Raw genomic sequence first — 19,549 nt, 5'->3', positions numbered from 1 at the left:
AGTTTTCTTGAACAGTTATAATGATACGATACAAAACTTAAACAACATAATTTACAAACCTAACAATTTAATAATTACGAATCTAAAAGAAGAAAAGCAAAACGCAGAATATGCAGGATGTTTATTTCACTTAAATAACAAAACCATTCGTTTTAGAAAATCAAAAATTACTCCTAATAAAATTGGACAATTTGTTTCTTTTTGGGAGAAAGATGACAATATGCAAAATCAAGCATTCTCTTATGACGCTGCTCCTGACTTATTAGTTATTACTTGTATAGATGATAACAAACTAGGACAATTTATTTTCCCTAAAGATATTCTTCTTAAAGAAAAAATCTTGAGAACACAAAATCAAAAAGGTAAGATGGCTATGAGGATTTATCCTATATGGGATAATCCTGTCAGTAATCAAGCTAAAAAGAGCCAAATGTGGCAACTTCAGTATTTTGTTGATTTAAGCGATCATAATAATTTACCTATAGACAAACTATTACATTTGTATTCGTAGCTTCTTATCTTAAGTAATCTTGTTGGTTAGACTTTTTGTACCGGTACAGTTAAACGAAATGTACATTGTTTCAGTACCCCATCAAAATTACAATCAGCATATACTAGTTTAACTTATACATTTTAAGGGGTGCTGACTATGACAAGTCTACAACATAAGCTTTTTACAAGATTGAATCTTGCAAAGCGTACTAAAGTGAAGTTTGAAGAATTAAATACAATTCTTTTTGCATTTGCACACACTATACCATTTGAGAATTTAGATGTTATAGCAAGTAACACGAATACAATTACTATGGAAAATTTACAGAATAAAATTTTAAGCAGATCCCGCGGTGGACTTTGTTATGAATTAAATACGCTTTTTTATTACTTTTTAAAAGATTGTGGTTATGATGTACAACTCGCATTAGGTACCGTATATAAAAATGATATAAACGCATGGGCACTTGAGAATGGACATATAACTATTATTCTAAATTATGATAAAGTACGATACGTAATTGATGTAGGTATTGCTTCACTAGTACCTCTAGTCCCTGTACCTTTTACTGGTGAGTCTGTTTCTTCTAAAAATGGTACGTATCGAGTGAGACGAAAAGATACGAGTAAAGGGAATTACGTTCTAGAAAGAAAAGATACGAACGGTGAGTGGAAAGTATGTCACGCTTTTTATAATCGTATCATTGATGAGGTAGTAGTGAATGATGTTCAAAAAAGAGTAGTAGAAGATGAGAAATCTATTTTCAATAAAGGACCAATTGCAGTCAAATTGACGAACTCTGGCCATGTCTCTTTAACAAATACTAGTTTAACTGAAATGATTCATGGTAAAAAAGCGAAACGTGAAATTACAGAAGATCAATATAAAGAGCTTTTATATACTTTATTTGCTATTGAGTTATGATAAAACAAATAGCTAGCCGGTTCTTATGAAGAATCGGTTATTTTAATTTAAAACAATTATTAAAGTTTGATTTTCTTAATAGATATAATACACTAGAACAGTATAAAAAAGGATAAACAATGAATTTTAAATGTAAAGGAAGATTTTTATGTCAATAATCGATAAATTAAAGCTTAATAAGTATACAAATATGGTCGTAATTAATGAACCAAGTGATTATGACATTTTTACCGGGAAAGAAACTACTTTTTCAAAAGAACACGATGCTATTTTTATTTTTGTAGAAACACTAGATGAAATGGTGAAACAAACAAATTTTATTATTAGTAATGAAGAATTACTAATTGAAAAAGGATACATATTCTTCGCATATCCGAAAAAGGGTAATTCTCGCTACAGTACTTTTATTCACCGTGATGAGATGTTTCCAGCATTAAACGTTGGAGAAGATGGATATGTGGGCGAAAGCGAAATTAAATTTGCTCGAATGGTAAGTATGGATGACATCTTTACCGTTGTAGGTTTAAAGCGCGAGAAGAAAAAAGTGACGAAAACGCCTGCAATGAGCCAATGTGTAGCTGATTATGCAGATCGAATTCAAGATGTCGAAGCATTGCTAGCAAATCATCCAAATGAACTTAAGTTTTATCAAAGTTTAACACCTGGATATCAAAAAGATTGGGCACGTAATTTATTTTCTGTAAAACAAGAAAAAACACGTGAAAAACGTCTTGAGAAAATGATCGAAGTTCTTTCACAAGGATATAAAACAATTGAATTATTTCGTAAAAAGAAAAAGTAAAACTAGGTAATTCACAATGATGCAACAATTAATTGAGCTTGGCACATTGTAAAAAGGATTCCTTTCAGTATACTAAAGTATGTTCTTATATTTAAATAATTAGCAAAAGAGAAAAGGTGTTTGAAATGAAATCGTATATTGTAGTTGGAGCTGGTATTTTAGGAGCGTCTACTGCTTACCATCTTGCTAAAGCTGGCGCAAACGTTACTATCGTGGATCGTCAACAAGTAGGTCAAGCAACAGATGCTGCAGCAGGTATTGTCTGTCCATGGCTTTCACAACGTCGTAATAAAGCATGGTATAAAATCGTTAAAGGCGGTGCACGTTACTATTCTTCGTTAATTCAGCAATTAGAAGAAGACGGTGAAACAGATACAGGTTATAACCGTGTAGGTGCAATTAGTTTACATACTGATGAGAAAAAACTAGATCAAATGGAAGAGCGAGCTTATAAGCGCCGTGAAGATGCACCAGAGATTGGTGAAATTACGCGTTTATCAGCTGAAGAAACGAAAAAATTATTCCCAGCATTATCAGAAGAATATAGTTCTGTTCATATTAGTGGTGCTGCACGAGTAAATGGAAGGTTATTACGTAATGCATTAATAAGTGCTGCGAAAAAACATGGTGCAACTTTTATAAAAGGCAATGCAGTATTAGTCCGTGAAGGTAGTCAAATTACGGGAGTTAAAGTAAACGATGAAACAATTTTAGCAGAAAAGGTTATTGTAACTGCAGGTGCATGGGCGAACGAAATCTTAAACCCATTAGGAATTAACTTCTTAGTTACATTCCAAAAAGGACAAATTGTTCATTTGCAAATGGAAAATACAGCAACAGAAAATATGCCCGTTGTTATGCCGCCAAATGATCAATACATTTTAACATTTGACAATGGCCATGTCGTAATTGGTGCTACCCATGAAAATGAAACTGACTTCGATCATCGTGTTACGGCTGGTGGTTTACATGAAGTATTCCATAAAGCATTAACAGTTGCACCTGGCTTAGAAAATGCTACTATGCTTGAAACGAGAGTTGGATTCAGACCATTTACTCCAGGGTTCTTACCTGTAATTGGCCCACTTCCTAACTTTGAAGGTATTCTCGTTGCAAACGGATTAGGTGCTTCAGGTTTAACTGCAGGTCCATATTTAGGTTCAGAACTTGCTAAGTTAGCGCTGGGACAACCAATTGAGTTAGATTTAAATGATTATGACGTTGCGGGAGCAATTGAATAACATCGGGTATGAAAAAATACACTAAGCAAATTCGATAGGAAATAAGTAGTTTTTTCTCCGTTAAGAGTAAGACTGTTTACGAAAAATGAAATTCTTTAAAAATAAAGAGCCGACACCATAAACTTGCATTATTAATGTAGAATTGTGATGTTTGCTCTTTATTTCTATTTATTTAAAGCTTTTTTTGGAGAGGAGGTTAAGCAATGAGAGCGCCATATCAAGTATTAATATTTCCTTATATAAAAATTAACAACTCTATTCAATATGCGATTTTCAACCGAAGTGATTATGGTTATTGGCAAGGAATAGCTGGTGGTGGAGAAGACGGTGAGATTCCTATTGAATCAGCAAAACGTGAAGCGTTTGAAGAGGCTGGTATTACAAGAGAATGTTCATATATACAATTAGATTCTGTGTCTTCACTACCAGTAGAGGATGTAGTTGGAGAATTCCTTTGGGGAGATGACGTTTATGTAATAAAAGAATTTTCGTTTGGAGTTAAAGTACCTACAAAAAACATCTCATTATCTAAAGAACACTTACATTATAAATGGTTATGCTTTGAGGAAGCCATAACGTATTTGAAGTGGGATAGCAACAAAACAGCATTGTGGGAATTAAACAAAAGACTATTAAAATAGTAAAAGTATTAGCAAAGACGTTAGTGGAACAAGAATTGAACAATTAAAAAACTTACTATTCTTCATATGTAGCAAGTTGTTTTCTATACAGTTACCCCTGGAAAAATAAAAATAGTTAGAAATATTTTTTTATTGTATGGTTTTTGGCTCTGTATAGCGGAATACATATTAAGTATTCAACAGTTCAAATAAAACGAGTCATCTTTTTATTTGAAGAAGAAAGATGACCAGTTTTATGCTAAAATTCGCTTAGTGTATATTTTCGTTAAAATGTGGGCAGGCCCACTTTTAGCAAAACCGGAGTGGAAATGATGAGTATAAATTGTTTTGTGGGATTGATAAAGAATGAATTATTAAAAGAGATAAGCATAAGAAGCGAGGATGAATCCGAGCCTGTAGTAGTTAAAGATATTCCCATACTTTGGAAGTGTTTAGGGAAAGGTAATTATGCCGCAGTATTCATGCACAAAGAATACAAAGATTGGGTAGTGAAAGTTTACGCACGAGAAGGAGAAGGCATTGAAAAAGAATCAGAAGTATACCGCAGAATCGGAAATCATCCTTCTTATTCAAAGCTTATTTATAAAGGAGAAAATTTCATAGTATTGAAACGGTTAAAAGAAATTACCTTATACGATGCTGTTCATAAAGGGATTAAAATCCCTAAGCAGGTGATCCTTGATATCAATAAAGCTTTAGAGTATGCAAGAGAACAAGGATTAACCCCCTGCGATGTTCACGGGAAAAATGTGATGATGGAAAAAGGAAGGGGATATGTAGTCGATGTATCTGATTTCTTAAAAACAAAAGAAGATAGTAAGTGGAAAGATTTAGAAAAGGCATATTTTACATTTTATTTGCCTTTCATTTATAACTTTCCTTTCCCTGTTAAAATACCGTATTTTATGTTAAACATTGTTAGACGTTCGTATAGAAGATATAAGAAGCTTAAAAAGAAATTCAAATTGTAAAAGGATTACATACTAATAACTGAACCAATAACAAACGAAAGGACCGTACATTTTAGATATGTCTAATATGTACGGTCCTAATCTTTTTATGTATACATATTTTTATTAGTTAGATCACTATCAATTCCAAAACGGGATATTTTGAATAAATGAAACCGTCAAAATAAGTGTTGATGCGGAACCAGTAGTTAATAACATTACTATCTTTCGTCCATTCTGTTCTTTTGAAGGTTTTATAAGTTCTGTAATCAACATAATCCATATTATTATAGAAACTATAGAAATAATATTTATAGACATATGTAACACATCCCTTTTTGTTTTTACATAAACATTTCTTATTTTGTGAAATGAAAGCAATTTAACTAGAAAATATGTACAGTATTACAAATCAGTTTTCTCCTGTTAAACCACCTTTTTTAAATAGAAATACGACTGATAAAACGATAATAATTGCCTTTAAACTGCTCCAATATGGATAAATAACATGATCTGTTAGATGAGCATGTTGAAAAATGTTCTCTAATCCATAAATCCCAATAATGACCGCTAAAAGAAAAGCGGCTTTTCCAATAGTTGTATTACGATAGAGGGTAAATAAATATAGTGCAACTATAAGTGGTAAGATGATTTGTAGTAATAGTGTCATAAGTAGCCCCCTAGTTTATTTATAATTATATTATATACAAAATTGTAATAAAAAGGAATTACTCTTTTTGATACTAATAAGATTCCTCTAATCATACTCTTCTATTAAAAAGAATAAAAAGGGGTGTAAAGTTAATTGACAAAAGTTAAAGTTCGTTTACGACCCATTGTTCATAACATAAATTTACCCACAGTAATAAAAACAGCTATTCTTCCAGGTGAATCGGCTGAAAGGCTATTTATCGCAACGCAATTAGGAGAGGTTTTCTACATAGGAGATGGAGTCATAAAAACATTTTTAAATATTCGTCCGCGAATTATTAAATTAGGTACATTTGAAGAAGGTGTTGCTAGTAGCGGCTATGATGAACGTGGATTGCTTGGACTAGCATTTCATCCACAATTTTATCAAAACGGTTTATTTTATCTTCATTATTCTGTCGCTGGAACCCAAGGGCCAGGTGCACTTTCTGAACAATTTAAACCGAATCCTTGTGACCCGAAAACTTTAAATTTAAAATGGCTAAATAGAGATACGCAATATGATCATATCGATACAATTGAAGAATGGATTTTACAATCAAACGGTCACCCTCAAAAACGTAGAACATTACTTAATATAAAACGCCCATTTTTTAATCATAATGGAGTAAATACTTTAAACTTTTCTCCAGAGACGGGGAAACTTGTTTTTACAAATGGAGATGGTGGCTCGGGTTATGATCCGTTCAATTTAAGCCAAGATGATTTAGAAATAGCAGGTAAAATTATTGAAATCGATGTAAGTAAAAATACATTTATAAATAATCCTCCAGTCGTTACACGCTTTAATGAACTTCCTCTATCTATACAAGAAACACTTACATTAATTGCGAAAGGTGTTCGTAATATAACCGGTATTTCATTCCAAAGATTTTATAATCAATATATCAAATACGCCGGTAATGTCGGGCAAGATATTGTAGAGTCTATTTTTTCATTTGTTCAATATAAACCAATACCGGTTACCGAACTTGTTCAAATGCATGTAATGAGACTCACTTCCAATCAAGATAGATTTATTAATTTTGGTTGGAGAGGATGGGAAGGAGAATTACCTACTTCTTTTATAAGGCACTGTACAGAGAATCCTACTTTAGACGAAAGAACAATGACTTATTATAATGAAACAATAGAAACATCAGTGAAGCGAATTCAGCCACTCATTAGTTACTTTCATAAAGACCCGAGACCAGATAAGTTTGGCGGGACTTCTCTAACAGGAGTTCAGCCATATATGGGAACTGCAATCCCGAATTTACATGGTAGCGTTGTGTTTACCGACCTTGCTAAGAAAGAAGAGTCTCGGCCGCCAGTTAAAGGTGTATTAGCATATACTAGAGCAGGTACAGATGGTAAACATACTGATTTTCATGTTATTGAAACTGATTATGATTTTGGTACGCAAGCAGCTTATTATATGAGTTTAGGAACAAATTTGGATCAAACTAGGTTATATTTAGGAGTTTACGGTTCTATGAAAGTAACTGATTTTAACAAAGGTACCATTTTTGAGATTATCCCTTAATACGATATACACTCGTAGTTTAATCATACAAGGAATTCCCTTTGTTTTAAAACGTACAAGTTCTCCCCCTAAAAGCCCTTTATTGTATAGTACTCATAACAAGTAGAAAACAGCTCATAAACCAATAGTGTATGAATAAAATAGAGAGTGATGAATTAAATATCTTTAGGGGGTATTTTGATGAATCGATTTGTACGTTATTGGTGTCAACTTATGATAAAGAATAATGGTGACTTTGTTCATATAAAAAAATTGTCCCTAGCAAATAAAGTAGTCATTACAGCTTTGATGAGTGCTTTGGCCACCATGTTTCAAGCAGCAGGTAACTTAATTCCTGGTATAGGGTTATTTATTAGCCCTTTTGCGACGTTACCAATTTTTTTGGCTGTTTGCTACTCTATTCGTGAGGGAGTACTTTCTTATTTCCTTACTATTCTCCTATTATTTATTATTGAGCCAAGTGAACTAATTGTTTTTCCCTTTACTACAGGTTTATTAGGTATAGCCTTAGGGCTTTCCTTTATACAATTCAAGAGGAGAATTTGGGTTGTTTCCTTTTCTGCAATTTGTCTACTTATAGGAATTATGATAGTTCTCGATATTTTCCGTTTTCCAGTACTTGGTCCTACTATTCATACAACTATGGATATAAAAATTATTTTATCAATATTTATACTGAGCTTTCTATACTGCTGGATCTATGCAGGGCTTTGTAGAATATTGTTGAATAGAGTATATAGAGTATGGTTTTAACACTTGTATAGAATGGAGACTTAAAACATGTATAACGTTGCAATTAGGAGACCAAATTCGGATGATTTAGAGGAACTACACTTATTTTTCCGTATAGTTATTACGAATACATATAAAGACGAAGGATTATCACAACTATTGGATGACATAGAAAATGAAATTAACATGAAAAAGCAATATTTGAAAACAGATTTTGATAGTAATGGAGAAAAACGTTACTTTTTATTAGCAATAGATACAAATAACGATAAAATCATTGGTACAATCGAAGTTGGTCCAGCAAGTACATTGATTAATAGTTGTACAGGCGGTGTACTTAAGGATTTGTATGAAATAGGAACTGCTTTTATACTGCCGGAGTATCAAAAAAAGGGTATCGGGAGTTTACTACTAAATGCAATATTTCTTACGCTACTTAGCAAAGGTATAACAGAGTACTGTTTAGATAGTGGATACAAAAAAGCGCAAAGTATATGGACGAAGAAGTTTGGAGAGCCTAGTTATGTACTGAAGGATTATTGGGGAGAATCAAGTGATCATATGATTTGGAAGAAGAGTTTATATGATACACCTATAATATTTGAATTATAAAATGAAATATGGCTCTGAACGTAGCTTTTCTTACATATGTATGCTATTATTTATCTTTATAATAAAAGAGGACGTGAATGAACTTGATTAAAATTAGTATCCCTGAAGTTGATGTTACAATTACTGAACGTAAACAAGTTATTAGAGGAGACGAGCCAAGAATTACGCCAATCAATGGTTTTATCGACTTCCACTTGTTCCCTAGAGATAAAGGCGGCATTTTTATGTTTTACAATATTAATGACGAACTTCTTTTCGTAGGTAAAGCTCGTAAAATTAGACAACGTATTAAGAAGCATTTCGAAGACAATGTTTCACCAATTAAAAATCACCGTGATGAAGTATACCGTATTGATGCATGTATCGTAGAAGATCCAACAGAAAGAGAAATTTACGAAACATATATCATTAACGAATACAAAGCGAAATATAACGTTGATAAAGTATTCTATAAATAAGTAATAAAAAAACAATCCTAGTACATATACTGGGATTGTTTTTTATTTAGATTTAGTCCTCATATTTTTCTCCTTTTTTTAAATGATTAGCAGCAATAAAACAAACTACACCTATACATATAAGTACGATTCCACTTGTTTTATGTTTTCCAAAAAAGAAAGGAATATCAGAAATAACATTTGTCATACATAACCCTACAAATACAAGGATAGGTCCTATCCACAGTAATACATTGCCGAATTTTGTATGTTTCCACATAGTAAGCCTCCTTATCCCTTTTTACATATATATCCATGAATTAAAAGTAAATTCATAGAGAAATACAGTTTTTTTCATATCGAAAATTTAACCTTCATATATTGGTACAAGCAAACAAGAAAGGGGACCATCATGAATTGGTTAGAAGCTTTTATATTAGGGATCATACAAGGTTTAACAGAGTTTTTACCGATAAGTAGTACAGGTCATCTTTATTTAGGAAGGCATTTGTTTCAATTAGATGAAGCAGGCTTATTTTTAGATACGATGCTGCATATCGGGACTTTACTTGCGGTGTTTATTTATTACAAAAAAGAATTTATATATTTAATCAAAAATCCGTTTTCAAAGCTGATGTTTTTACTTATTGTTGGGACGATACCCGCAGTTGTAATTGGTTTATTGTTTAAAGACTTCTTTGAAGATATTTCAAAAACAGGAATCACAATCGGTTGGGAGTTTTTAGTGACCGGATTCTTTCTCTACATGGCAGATAAACAAAAGAATGGTCGTAAAAAAATGGATGACATAACATATAAAGACGCATTTATCATCGGTTCATTTCAAGCGGCAGCTATTTTTCCGGCAATTTCTCGTTCTGGTATGACAATCGTCGCTGCATTATGGAGGAAGTTAGACCGCGAAACTGCGGCTTACTTTTCTTTTTTACTGTCGACACCAGCTATTGTTGGAGCTATCATTTTGCAATTTGCAGATGTTTTTCAAGGGAAAGCAGAATCTATTTCTAGTACATCTTTAATTATCGGAACGTTATCAGCAGCGTTTTTTGGATACATAGCCGTTTCATGGATGATTCAATATTTAAAACGTCACTCCTTAAAAGTATTCGCGTATTACGTATGGGGATTAGGTATTTTAATTTTAACGTTGCAATTTACTGATGTATTTTAAGTATAATGATAAAGAAGTTAATTCGTTTAAGATCCTGTTTCATTCATACAAGGCAGGATCTCTTTTTATTAAGGGGGAAAACATGTTTAATAAGGCTATCGTTATTGGTGGAAGTATGGCAGGAAAGTTCGCAGCAAAAGCATTATCAACTTCTTTTAAAGAGGTAATCATTATAGAAGCTGGTGAAAGATGGGATGGAAAGTCTTCGAGAAAAAGAGTTCCACAAAGTAATCATCCTCATGTGTTATTAAAAGGTGGAGAAAACGCAATTGAAGAATTGTTTCCTAATATTACGGATGAATTAATAGAAGTAGGTAGTATCGTAAATAACTTTACTCGTGATTTAAAATGGCATCAATTTGGTTTATGGAAACAGCCATTCATAGGGGAAGTACATATGATTCAACAGAGTCGTCCTTTGCTAGAATGGAATATCCAAAAACGAATACATCAAATTTCAAATATTACTATTAACTATGAAACATTAGTTAAAGGGTTATTGGTAGACGGAAAGCTTAACAAAGTGTGTGGAGTAAAAGTTAAATATTTAGAGACTGATACACAAGAAGAAGTTCATGCAGATCTTGTTGTTGATGCGAGTGGATTTGGCTCAAAAAGTATAGAGTGGTTACGAGAATACGGAATTGAAATACAAGAAGAGAAAGTTCGTATTGATTTATTTTACGCAACGAAAATGTTCAAACTTAAAGAAAATGAGAAATTAGACTGCTGTAATATGCTAATGTCTCCGAGTTTCCCTGATAATCCTTATGGCGTTCTTATTCAAACGATAGAAGATAATCGTTATTTTGTTACTTTCAGTGGATACGCAAATGAGAAAGCACCACAAACAGATGATGAGTTTTATGATTTTGCTGAAAACTTATCAATTTCTAATGTTACAGATTTTCTTAACAAAGCTGTGGCAATTTCAGATATCAAAACGTATAAAATTCCTTATCAAGTACGTCGGAGATTTGATCTCACTACAAATATGCCAGAAGGATTATTAGTCGTTGGAGATGCACACTGTCGTTTTGATCCCGTTTTCGGCCAAGGCGTATCAGTTGCTGCTATGGAAGCTCACCAGTTGCAATTGCTTCTGCAAGGTAGAAAACAACTTGATAAAACATTTACACAACAATTTTATAAAAAGGCAGCTACTATAATAGAAACCCCTTGGGATATGACAACAACGGAAATATCACGTCACCCGCAGCTACAGAGAGCATTAACTACAAAACAAAAATTTCAGCTATGGTATACAAAACAAATATATCGACTATCCGCAAGTAATTCTGATGTTTATATTCGGTTAGTACGAGTGATGAATTTAATTCGTAGTCCATTTCACCTATTTCATCCAAAAGTACTACTTGCTGTGTTACTAAAACAAAAGAAATAGCAGGAAAATAGTTGATTAAAAAAGAATATATAACAGTTAGTAGATATAGAAGGGGTAATCGAAATGAAAATATACATAGAACAATTAAAGAAACACGATGCTAAGGATTTATTTACGTTTGAACTTACGAATAAATCTTTTTTTGAAACAATGGTACCAAATCGTGGCTCAAAATATTTTGAATTTGAATATTTCCAAAAACTACTAGACGATTTATTAATAGAACAGGCAGATGGAAATTCTTATTTTTATTTAATTCGTAATGAAGAAAAAGAAATTGTAGGACGAATAAATTTAGTAGATATAGATACAGAAACTCGAATTAGCTCGCTAGGGTATCGGGTCGGAGAAAAATTTACTAAAAAAGGAGTTGCAACAGCAGCCGTAAAATTAATTTTAGACGTAGCGAAAAATAATAAAATTAATGAGGTTCATGCTAAAACAACTTCTAATAATCTTGCATCACAAATTGTACTAGAAAAAAGCGGATTTTCTTCTTATCAAAACGAAGCAGATACAACATCTGTACAATTAAATGGGGAACAGGTGAATTTTGTACATTATATTTGGAGAAATAATTCGCGCTTATAAGAAGGGGGACTTATTCATGAATGATTTACGATATCCAATTGGGCAATTTACATACAAACGTCCTATAACGGAAGAAATGATAGATACATGGATTCAAGAAATTGAAGATTTACCTAATGAACTAACGAAAGCTATTAAAGATTTAGATCAGAAGCAGTTAGACACACCGTACCGCGTTGGTGGATGGACAGTTCGTCAAGTAGTCCATCACGTTGTTGACAGCCACATGAATAGCTATATACGCTTTAAATTAGCACTAACAGAAAAGAATCCAACGATTAAACCATATAAAGAAGAAAAGTGGGCAGAATTACCTGATTCTAAATTACCAGTAGATGTTTCACTAGTAATGTTAGAGTCATTACATAAAAGATGGGTTAACCTTTTATATTCTTTAGAACTTGAAGATTTAGAAAAGACATTTAATCATCCAGAGACTGGTGAAACAAAACTTGCTGTTGCAATTGGACTATATGCATGGCATGGTCGTCATCATACAGCTCATATAACTTCATTAAGAAAACGACTAAATTGGTAGATGGAGATTACATTAGAGAAGGCAACAGAAAGTGATGCAGCAGTTTTATTTCAAATGCAAATAGACTCATTTAGCTCTTTATTACATAAATATAAAGACTACGAAACAAACCCAGCAAATGAATCTATTGAAAAAACTATTTTTAGAATAAATAATCCCAGCAGTAATTTTTATAAGATGATAATAGATTCGAGACTTGTTGGAGCGATATGTATATCCCAAAAAGAACTACCTTATAAATTTTGGATTAGTCCAATGTTTATTCATCCAATCTATCAAGGGAAAGGAATTGCTCAGAAGGTACTTATTTTAATTGAAGAGATGTTTCCAGAAGCACGAAGTTTTGAACTTGCTACGATTTTAGAAGAAGAAAGAAATTGTTTTCTATACGAAAAGATGGGATATAAAAGAACAGAAGAAACTAAGAAATTAAATGATAAAACTACACTTATTTATTACAAAAAAGAAAGGTAAAGCGTTTAAAATACGCTTTACCTTTTTATGTTATTTTAGATTAAATATACAAAAACGATGAATATTCTTCCAAAATACTCGGGTTAGTAATTTTATATATGAATAAACATACAGAAAAGCGTTATTTCGTCGTATATGTTACTAACGCTTTTTGAATGCTTAAAACACTATCGTCACCTTTAAATTCTTTCGTAATTGGTGTACTCAAACTAGATACCCAAATTTTAAGTTCTGCATCTAAATCAAAATGCCCAGCTGTTTCAATGCTAAATTGTGTAATGCTTTTATAAGGGATTGAATGATACTCAGTTTTTTTACCTGATATTCCTTGTTTATCTACTAAAATAAGACGACGATTTGTAAATACAATTAAATCACGAATTAATTTATAAGCATGTTCAACTTTCTCATCGTCTAACATAATCTTCTCTAAATCACGTTCTACACTTTCTGTACTCGTATTTGATGCATTTCCTAAAATACCGCTAAATAAACCCATAGGAAATTCCTCCTCCATTATTTGTGGAATGTGTTACTTATATTGTACCATGCTATTTACTAAGAAATTATGATATTACTTTAGTAGTTTCTGGTTATTATTGCAATTCATTTATATAACCTCATCTTAATATCTTATGCTAATATGAAAGTAAGAAAAAAGAAGCAGAGGGATATAGCATGAAAAATATCGGTTTAGTATTAGAAGGCGGAGGAATGAAAGGTTTATATACGGCAGGCGTACTCGAATATTTTATGGAAAAGAACTTATTCTTTCCTTATGTAGTTGGCGTATCCGCTGGAGCTTGTATGGGAGCAACGTATTTGTCACGTCAAAAAGGGAGAAATAAAAAAGTAAATACAGAGTTAGTTGCAGATCACCGTTATATATCTTATCGAAATTTGATTCGAAAACGTGAATTATTCGGAATGGACTTTTTATTTGATGAAGTACCTAATAAAATTGTCCCATTTGATTTTCAAACTTTCTTAAACTCAAATGAACAGTTTGTTATAGGGACGACTGATTGCGAATCAGGACAAGCTATTTATTATAATAAAGCAGAACACGGAAATGACATTTTAAAAATCATTCGTGCATCTAGCTCAGTGCCGTTTATAGCGCCTGCTGTAGAATATGATAATCGCAAATTACTAGATGGAGGGATTATAGATCCTATACCAGTTTTAAAAGCTCAAACTGATGGTTATGAAAAGAACGTTGTAATTATGACAAAACCAGAAGGATATGAGAAACAGCGAAATAAATTTTCTGGCCTAGCTAAAATTTTATATAGGAAATATCCGAATATCGCAGAATCTTTAGTTGAACATTATCGTTTTTATAATGAGACGATATCTTATATGAATCAAATAAAACAAAAAGACAACTTTTATATTATTCAGCCTAGCGTACAGCTTCCAATAAGCGGAATAGAAAGAAGTAAAGAAAAGCTCGTTAATTTATATAATCTTGGCTATACAGATGCTCAATATCATTATAAAAACTTACTAAATTGGATAGATAAATAAAGGGGTGGAAAGTTGAAGTTAGGAAAAAGGGTTATTTTTAATGAATTGCAGAAAATGCCTAGTCTGCTGTATAAACCGTTTCCGAATTGTGACATTCGAAAAATACGAAAAGATTTTAATAATATGTTTACAGAAGATGATTGTATAAGCGCTGATTTAAATTATTATTGGATGCATACAGCAGGTACTTTAAGTTACGTACTTAATAACAATGAACAGGAGATTGTGTTCAATCAAATAAAATGGCTAAGGAAATCGTTTTTTGAATGGTTTCCACAATATTGTTTTCTAGAAACAGAGATTATGAAGTATCCCATTTTATATAGAGATTTCATGAATTATGAAAAGACCCGTAAGCTATTACTTTATTATCTTACTGAATAAAAATTAAAACGTACAAGTGATGCTGCTTGTACGTTTTTTGTTCATAAAATATACAATATTTACAACTTATCCATGTAGGTATTTTAACGAGAAAAAAGAAGTACATATAGAATAGGTGTGAGGGAGGAGAGAGAAGTTTGTTAGTTGTTTCCCTTTAAATTCATGTCCAACTCAAATATTTCGAGTAAAATTCATTTCTTAATGGTATGATCAAATATCAAGAAAACTAATTTAGCAACAAAGAAGGGACAGGTTTAATATGGAAAACGTATCAAATGTAGATAAAGTAGAATCAATTAAATCTTTACAGTCAACAATCCGTAAACTTGAAAATGCGCTATCTCAGATGACTCAAAAAGGCTCAAACACTACTTTAGTGAAAAAAAGACTCAAAGCAGCTAGTATCGGCTTAGCTATGTTAGAAAGTATTTGGAATCAAGAAACCCACCATTACACGCAAGAGGATTTAGCAGACGCTCGAAATGTTCTAATTGGTTTGCTTCCATCAATTGAAAAGATTTATGTTAAGTCAAAGCTCGGGAGTCCTCAAAGAACTCTTTTAGAAAGAAGAATAAAATCATTGGAACTTTCTATTCAAGCAATTGATCATTTTTCTAATCAATAACTGCTCTAAACACATAAATTACGACTACTTTTATATAGGGATTCTAATGAAAAAACTTACATATAGAATACTACAAAGGAGGAGGAGAGGTGACTACAATAATCAGCCCTACGTTAGAGAAGCTTAAAAATCAATTAAAGAATGGAAACGAAAAAGCTCTTTATACTTTTTTGGATGAAATCAAGTCAAATCATACACCACTTGTAGAACAATGTCCTATAGATAATCAGTATAAACTTATAACGTATATATGGTTAGGTGATCAAAATACTGAAAATGTTTATGTAGTCGGTAGTTTTCCTGGTTGGGATCTGTCTGTAAATCAATTACAACGATTGTTACAGACAGATATTTGGTATGTTACGTTTAGGACGAATAAGAGGTTCATTTCAACTTATTATTTTACAGTAAATGATTTTTTCAAAAATGATTGGATAAAGCGTAGTGAACAGTACCGACTAGACCGATTCAATGAAAATGTATTTGGAGAAGGTGCCAATAAAGCGTCTGTGTTAAAAATAGATATAGAAGTGCAGTATAGCAGTCGTTTCCCTTCAAATCATTATCCATCCGGAAAGATTGAAACATATTCTTTTTATAGTTCAATTTTAAATAACACACGTAAACTTCATATTTATACGCCTCATGATTATTCTCACACTTCACATCTTCAAGAACTTCTCATTGTATTTGATGGGAATTCATTCATTAATGACCTTTCAATCACAAAAACACTTAATTATTTAATTTATGAAAAAGAAATCCCATCGTGTATTGCTGTTGCTATAGATCCTGTTGATCGATTAGAAGAGCTAACTTATAACGATAAAATGAATACATTTTTAACGAAGGAATTACTTCCATGGATTCAAACTAAATATCATGTGTATCAAAAAGCAAAACATACAACAATTGCAGGTTTCAGTCTTGGTGGCCTAGCAGCTTTTTATGCAGCACTTCAAAATCCATATATTTTCGGAAATGTGTTGTCAATGTCTGGATCCGTACATTGGAAAAAGGATGATTATGAAAATACAATTCCTTGGATTGAAAATCAAATTTCATCAATAAATTCTAATGCGACTCATCTATATTCTTACATAGCAGTAGGTGAACTTGAAAATGAACCTCTTTTAACGGCTAATAGACGCCTATATAAAGCTTTAAAAGAAAATAGATACCAAACCACTTATGAAGAGTTCCAAGGCGGACATGATAGCGTGTGGTGGCGAGAAAAACTATTCGATGGATTAAGGGCATTAGAACTTACAAAAACGACACTAAAAAATAAAAAGGAGAGAGAATCTATGAATCAAGAAGAACTAGATAAAAAACTAAAAAAGCAAGAGATTTTAGTAAAAGATGAGAAAGTTTGGTCCTATACGTATGAGGATCATATTAGTTCTATCGTTAAAGAGGCAGAAAAGAAAGGGGCTTTCGATCATTTACCTGGTAAAGGGAAACCTCTTAATCTTGATAAAGACCTTTCGTATAATCCTGAAAAGCAACTGTATAGAACTTTGAAAAATAATCATGTTTTACCTAGGTGGATTGAGCTTTCAAAGGAAATTGATGATTTAAAAGAAAAACTAAAAGAAAATACAAATACTGCAGAAGCAGCAGATTTAATTCGAACTATTAATAAAAAGGTTTTAGAACATAATCTACTTTGTCCACCAAGTGCGCAAAAAACGAGGGTGAAAACGGACTTTTAACAATTTTTAATAAAGCTATCTCTTGCTATATAATTAAGTAAGGCATTTTCAATTCATTATGAAAGGGAGGCAAATGTGATGAAAAATACGTATCAACTTCAAATTCCGAAAGAACTAGAACAGTATCGTACTATTTTAGAAGAAAGTGTAAAACCGTATATTAAAGTGACTGGAACGAAAACAGAGACAACTCTTTTTGAGAGTAAGTTTGGTGGTTATCCGTATTTACCTATAGATCAAGAGCATCCTAAAGATTCAAATGGACAACCTATGATGTTACTTGCGCAGTTAAATTTTGAAGAAATTCCGCATGTTGAATATATGCCCCAAAAAGGAATATTGCAGTTTTTCGTAAGTACTGATGATGAGCTTTATGGAGCAGATTTTGATCACCCAACAATCCAAAAAGACTTTCGAATTATTTATCATTCTACAATTACTGAAGATTTAAATAAGGTAATTACTGATTTTAGTTATTTAAACATTTTAGAAATAGAAGACTTTATCATACCTGAAGCAGCAAAATTACAATTTGAATTAGATTATCAACCCATAACATCTAGAGATTATCGATTTGAAAAGATGTTTAGTGAGGGTATTGATTGGGAAGAAATTGTTGATGAAGAAAATAATACAGAATTAGGCGAACTGTATGATGATTTATGTAAAGATTTCGGACATAAAATTGGTGGTTATCCATTTTTTACACAGACAGATCCAAGGGAATGGGAAGAAAAATACCAACAACATGATATATTATTACTACAAATCGATACAGACGACTCATTAAATATTATGTGGGGAGATTCTGGTGTTGCTAATTTCTTTATTAAAAAAGAAGATTTGTTAAATCTAGATTTTTCCAATGTTATTTACAACTGGGATTGCTACTAAAAAGATATAAATGAAATACTAGCAAGCTAAAAAATCTTCCTGAAGGTGAGGGAGATTTTTTTATGTTAAAAATAAACGTTATGTTAACTAGAGTGTAAGATAATACGAATAATAAAAGTCAAGCGTAAATAACAGAAATAACAAGAAATAATGTAAAGTTGTAAAACGTGTGTAAATAGCAATAAATTTATAAAGTACAACATAAAATAAAATTATTAATTTATATTTTGTAAAAAGATTTTTCCGCATAAAAAATTGTTACTGATCAAAAATGTTATTGATTCGTTAAATCTTAATCAATAATCAATTAAGATTTGCTGTGATGAATTTATAACTAAAAAAAGATAAAAAACTGTATAAATGCGTTTAAAGAAGATTTTATGTGAATCTCATTAAAAATCTCTGTTTCGTCTCATTAAGTATAGTTTACTTGTATTTTGATACCTGATATTACTTTGTTTCTATAACTTCCTATAATATATATTATGTTAACTGGATAAAAGTAATAAACTTATTATATGTTAGTTTATATTGTTACGCTTCCCTTTTCATCAGATTCATTCTGTGTAATCAATTGTGTGCTTATTTGTTGTTGTTTTATGAGTTGTTGATGATAATGTCTCCAGATATAAATTATATTTAAGACAATAAAAAATGCAATTCGTTTTAAATGAACACATTAAACGAATTGCATGGATATGATTCATAATAAGTTTTTAAAATTAGTTTGCTACAGCAATTGCTTCGATTTCAATTAATAAGTTATCGTTAATTAACTTTCTAACTTCGACAGCTGAACTTGCTGGTGTATTATTAGTGTCAATGTATTGATCTCGAATATCTCTAACAATGGTCATTTGAGAAATGTCTGTTAAGAAAAATGTTAATTTTACTACATCATTGAAATTTAAGTCTGACGTTTCTAATGCGATTTTAATATTTTCAAATACTTGTCGTGTTTGTGTAGCTAAATCATTAATTCCAACAATTTGACCGTCTGTATTAATTGCTACTTGTCCAGATATGTAAATCGTTCGTTTAGCGTTACTAACTTCCACTACATGTGAGTATCCAAAAGTTGGTGGCATCGTTTCTGGATTGATAAATTTCTTTTGCATGGCTCTTCTCCTCTT

24 protein-coding genes and 1 pseudogene are annotated in these 19,549 nt (G+C 31.7%); 20 read left to right on the top strand and 5 right to left on the bottom strand.

What is annotated here, in order from left to right; all coding sequences use genetic code 11:
• The first annotated feature begins 7 nt into the window (after nt 1–7).
• The 6 genes from RCJ96_RS14935 (at nt 8) to RCJ96_RS14910 (ending at nt 5,072) form a co-directional block, all read left to right on the top strand.
• Complete coding sequence (locus tag RCJ96_RS14935; RefSeq protein WP_175574547.1) at nt 8–511, top strand: MepB family protein; 504 nt, start codon at nt 8–10, stop codon at nt 509–511.
• A gap of 138 nt (nt 512–649) precedes the next feature.
• The gene (locus RCJ96_RS14930; RefSeq protein ID WP_074610916.1) at nt 650–1,417 is read left to right on the top strand and encodes an arylamine N-acetyltransferase family protein; all 768 of its coding nucleotides are present in this window, start codon (nt 650–652) and stop codon (nt 1,415–1,417) included.
• A gap of 148 nt (nt 1,418–1,565) precedes the next feature.
• Entirely contained in the window at nt 1,566–2,219 is a 654-nt protein-coding gene (locus tag RCJ96_RS14925) for a YdeI/OmpD-associated family protein (protein WP_071728995.1), read from the top strand.
• A 125-nt stretch (nt 2,220–2,344) separates the two neighbouring features.
• Nucleotides 2,345–3,460 carry an NAD(P)/FAD-dependent oxidoreductase gene (locus RCJ96_RS14920; protein WP_074610912.1) on the top strand — a complete coding sequence of 372 codons (1,116 nt, stop codon included), beginning with the start codon at nt 2,345–2,347 and terminating at the stop codon, nt 3,458–3,460.
• Nucleotides 3,461–3,663: 203 nt separating this feature from the next.
• Nucleotides 3,664–4,101, top strand: a complete 438-nt coding sequence (locus RCJ96_RS14915; protein ID WP_270795782.1) for an NUDIX hydrolase — start codon at nt 3,664–3,666, stop codon at nt 4,099–4,101.
• A 308-nt stretch (nt 4,102–4,409) separates the two neighbouring features.
• Nucleotides 4,410–5,072, top strand: coding sequence for a serine/threonine protein kinase (locus tag RCJ96_RS14910; RefSeq protein ID WP_175574546.1), 663 nt, complete (start codon nt 4,410–4,412; stop codon nt 5,070–5,072).
• 120 nt (nt 5,073–5,192) lie between these two features.
• Here the strand turns inward: RCJ96_RS14910 and RCJ96_RS14905 are convergent, their stop codons facing one another.
• Nucleotides 5,193–5,372: a hypothetical protein gene (locus RCJ96_RS14905; RefSeq protein WP_416504552.1), complete on the bottom strand. Its 180-nt coding sequence runs from the start codon at nt 5,370–5,372 to the stop codon at nt 5,193–5,195.
• A gap of 91 nt (nt 5,373–5,463) precedes the next feature.
• Nucleotides 5,464–5,721 carry a hypothetical protein gene (locus RCJ96_RS14900; protein ID WP_416504551.1) on the bottom strand — a complete coding sequence of 86 codons (258 nt, stop codon included), beginning with the start codon at nt 5,719–5,721 and terminating at the stop codon, nt 5,464–5,466.
• Nucleotides 5,722–5,856: 135 nt separating this feature from the next.
• On the opposite strand from RCJ96_RS14900, the gene RCJ96_RS14895 reads away from it, so the two are divergent.
• The 4 genes from RCJ96_RS14895 to RCJ96_RS14880 all read left to right on the top strand — a co-directional run bounded on the left by RCJ96_RS14895 (nt 5,857) and on the right by RCJ96_RS14880 (nt 9,089).
• Nucleotides 5,857–7,287 carry a PQQ-dependent sugar dehydrogenase gene (locus RCJ96_RS14895; RefSeq protein ID WP_270795779.1) on the top strand — a complete coding sequence of 477 codons (1,431 nt, stop codon included), beginning with the start codon at nt 5,857–5,859 and terminating at the stop codon, nt 7,285–7,287.
• A 180-nt stretch (nt 7,288–7,467) separates the two neighbouring features.
• Nucleotides 7,468–8,040 (top strand): hypothetical protein, encoded by a 573-nt coding sequence (locus tag RCJ96_RS14890; protein WP_270795777.1) that lies wholly within the window; start codon nt 7,468–7,470, stop codon nt 8,038–8,040.
• 27 nt (nt 8,041–8,067) lie between these two features.
• On the top strand, nt 8,068–8,631 hold the full coding sequence (locus tag RCJ96_RS14885) for a GNAT family N-acetyltransferase (protein ID WP_074610900.1): 564 nt from the start codon (nt 8,068–8,070) through the stop codon (nt 8,629–8,631).
• A 77-nt stretch (nt 8,632–8,708) separates the two neighbouring features.
• Complete coding sequence (locus RCJ96_RS14880) at nt 8,709–9,089, top strand: nucleotide excision repair endonuclease (protein WP_001048949.1); 381 nt, start codon at nt 8,709–8,711, stop codon at nt 9,087–9,089.
• A gap of 52 nt (nt 9,090–9,141) precedes the next feature.
• On the opposite strand, the gene RCJ96_RS14875 is transcribed toward RCJ96_RS14880, so the two are convergent.
• Complete coding sequence (locus RCJ96_RS14875) at nt 9,142–9,348, bottom strand: hypothetical protein (RefSeq protein ID WP_416504550.1); 207 nt, start codon at nt 9,346–9,348, stop codon at nt 9,142–9,144.
• 132 nt (nt 9,349–9,480) lie between these two features.
• On the opposite strand from RCJ96_RS14875, the gene RCJ96_RS14870 reads away from it, so the two are divergent.
• From RCJ96_RS14870 to RCJ96_RS14850, 5 genes and pseudogenes are all read left to right on the top strand, one after another.
• A complete protein-coding gene (locus tag RCJ96_RS14870; RefSeq protein ID WP_270795773.1) occupies nt 9,481–10,260 on the top strand; it encodes an undecaprenyl-diphosphate phosphatase in 780 nt (259 codons plus the stop codon).
• Between the two features lie 82 nt (nt 10,261–10,342).
• On the top strand, nt 10,343–11,665 hold the full coding sequence (locus RCJ96_RS14865; protein ID WP_270795772.1) for an FAD-dependent oxidoreductase: 1,323 nt from the start codon (nt 10,343–10,345) through the stop codon (nt 11,663–11,665).
• 63 nt (nt 11,666–11,728) lie between these two features.
• Nucleotides 11,729–12,256, top strand: a complete 528-nt coding sequence (locus RCJ96_RS14860; protein ID WP_242303824.1) for a GNAT family N-acetyltransferase — start codon at nt 11,729–11,731, stop codon at nt 12,254–12,256.
• 16 nt (nt 12,257–12,272) lie between these two features.
• Nucleotides 12,273–12,794: a YfiT family bacillithiol transferase gene (locus tag RCJ96_RS14855; protein WP_000999078.1), complete on the top strand. Its 522-nt coding sequence runs from the start codon at nt 12,273–12,275 to the stop codon at nt 12,792–12,794.
• Nucleotides 12,795–13,268 (top strand): annotated as a pseudogene (locus RCJ96_RS14850) (GNAT family N-acetyltransferase); the annotation flags it as partial.
• A gap of 121 nt (nt 13,269–13,389) precedes the next feature.
• Here the strand turns inward: RCJ96_RS14850 and RCJ96_RS14845 are convergent.
• A complete protein-coding gene (locus RCJ96_RS14845) occupies nt 13,390–13,767 on the bottom strand; it encodes a PH domain-containing protein (protein WP_000522480.1) in 378 nt (125 codons plus the stop codon).
• Nucleotides 13,768–13,946: 179 nt separating this feature from the next.
• Between RCJ96_RS14845 and RCJ96_RS14840 the strand changes: the two genes are divergently transcribed.
• From RCJ96_RS14840 to RCJ96_RS14820, 5 genes are all read left to right on the top strand, one after another.
• On the top strand, nt 13,947–14,798 hold the full coding sequence (locus RCJ96_RS14840) for a patatin-like phospholipase family protein (RefSeq protein ID WP_074568999.1): 852 nt from the start codon (nt 13,947–13,949) through the stop codon (nt 14,796–14,798).
• A gap of 12 nt (nt 14,799–14,810) precedes the next feature.
• Complete coding sequence (locus tag RCJ96_RS14835) at nt 14,811–15,182, top strand: YxiJ-like family protein (RefSeq protein ID WP_242303825.1); 372 nt, start codon at nt 14,811–14,813, stop codon at nt 15,180–15,182.
• Between the two features lie 259 nt (nt 15,183–15,441).
• Complete coding sequence (locus RCJ96_RS14830) at nt 15,442–15,807, top strand: hypothetical protein (RefSeq protein ID WP_000432681.1); 366 nt, start codon at nt 15,442–15,444, stop codon at nt 15,805–15,807.
• An 89-nt stretch (nt 15,808–15,896) separates the two neighbouring features.
• Nucleotides 15,897–17,522, top strand: a complete 1,626-nt coding sequence (locus RCJ96_RS14825) for a DnaJ family domain-containing protein (protein ID WP_446699811.1) — start codon at nt 15,897–15,899, stop codon at nt 17,520–17,522.
• Nucleotides 17,523–17,600: 78 nt separating this feature from the next.
• The gene (locus RCJ96_RS14820) at nt 17,601–18,416 is read left to right on the top strand and encodes a YwqG family protein (protein WP_416504548.1); all 816 of its coding nucleotides are present in this window, start codon (nt 17,601–17,603) and stop codon (nt 18,414–18,416) included.
• A 722-nt stretch (nt 18,417–19,138) separates the two neighbouring features.
• Here the strand turns inward: RCJ96_RS14820 and RCJ96_RS14815 are convergent.
• Nucleotides 19,139–19,534, bottom strand: a complete 396-nt coding sequence (locus tag RCJ96_RS14815) for a RidA family protein (protein ID WP_416504547.1) — start codon at nt 19,532–19,534, stop codon at nt 19,139–19,141.
• Nucleotides 19,535–19,549 lie beyond the last annotated feature (15 nt).

Source organism: Bacillus sp. BSL6 (genome assembly GCF_052928345.1).
The sequence above is the reverse complement of the archived record's forward strand: the minus strand, read 5'-3'. Positions and strand labels throughout refer to the sequence as shown.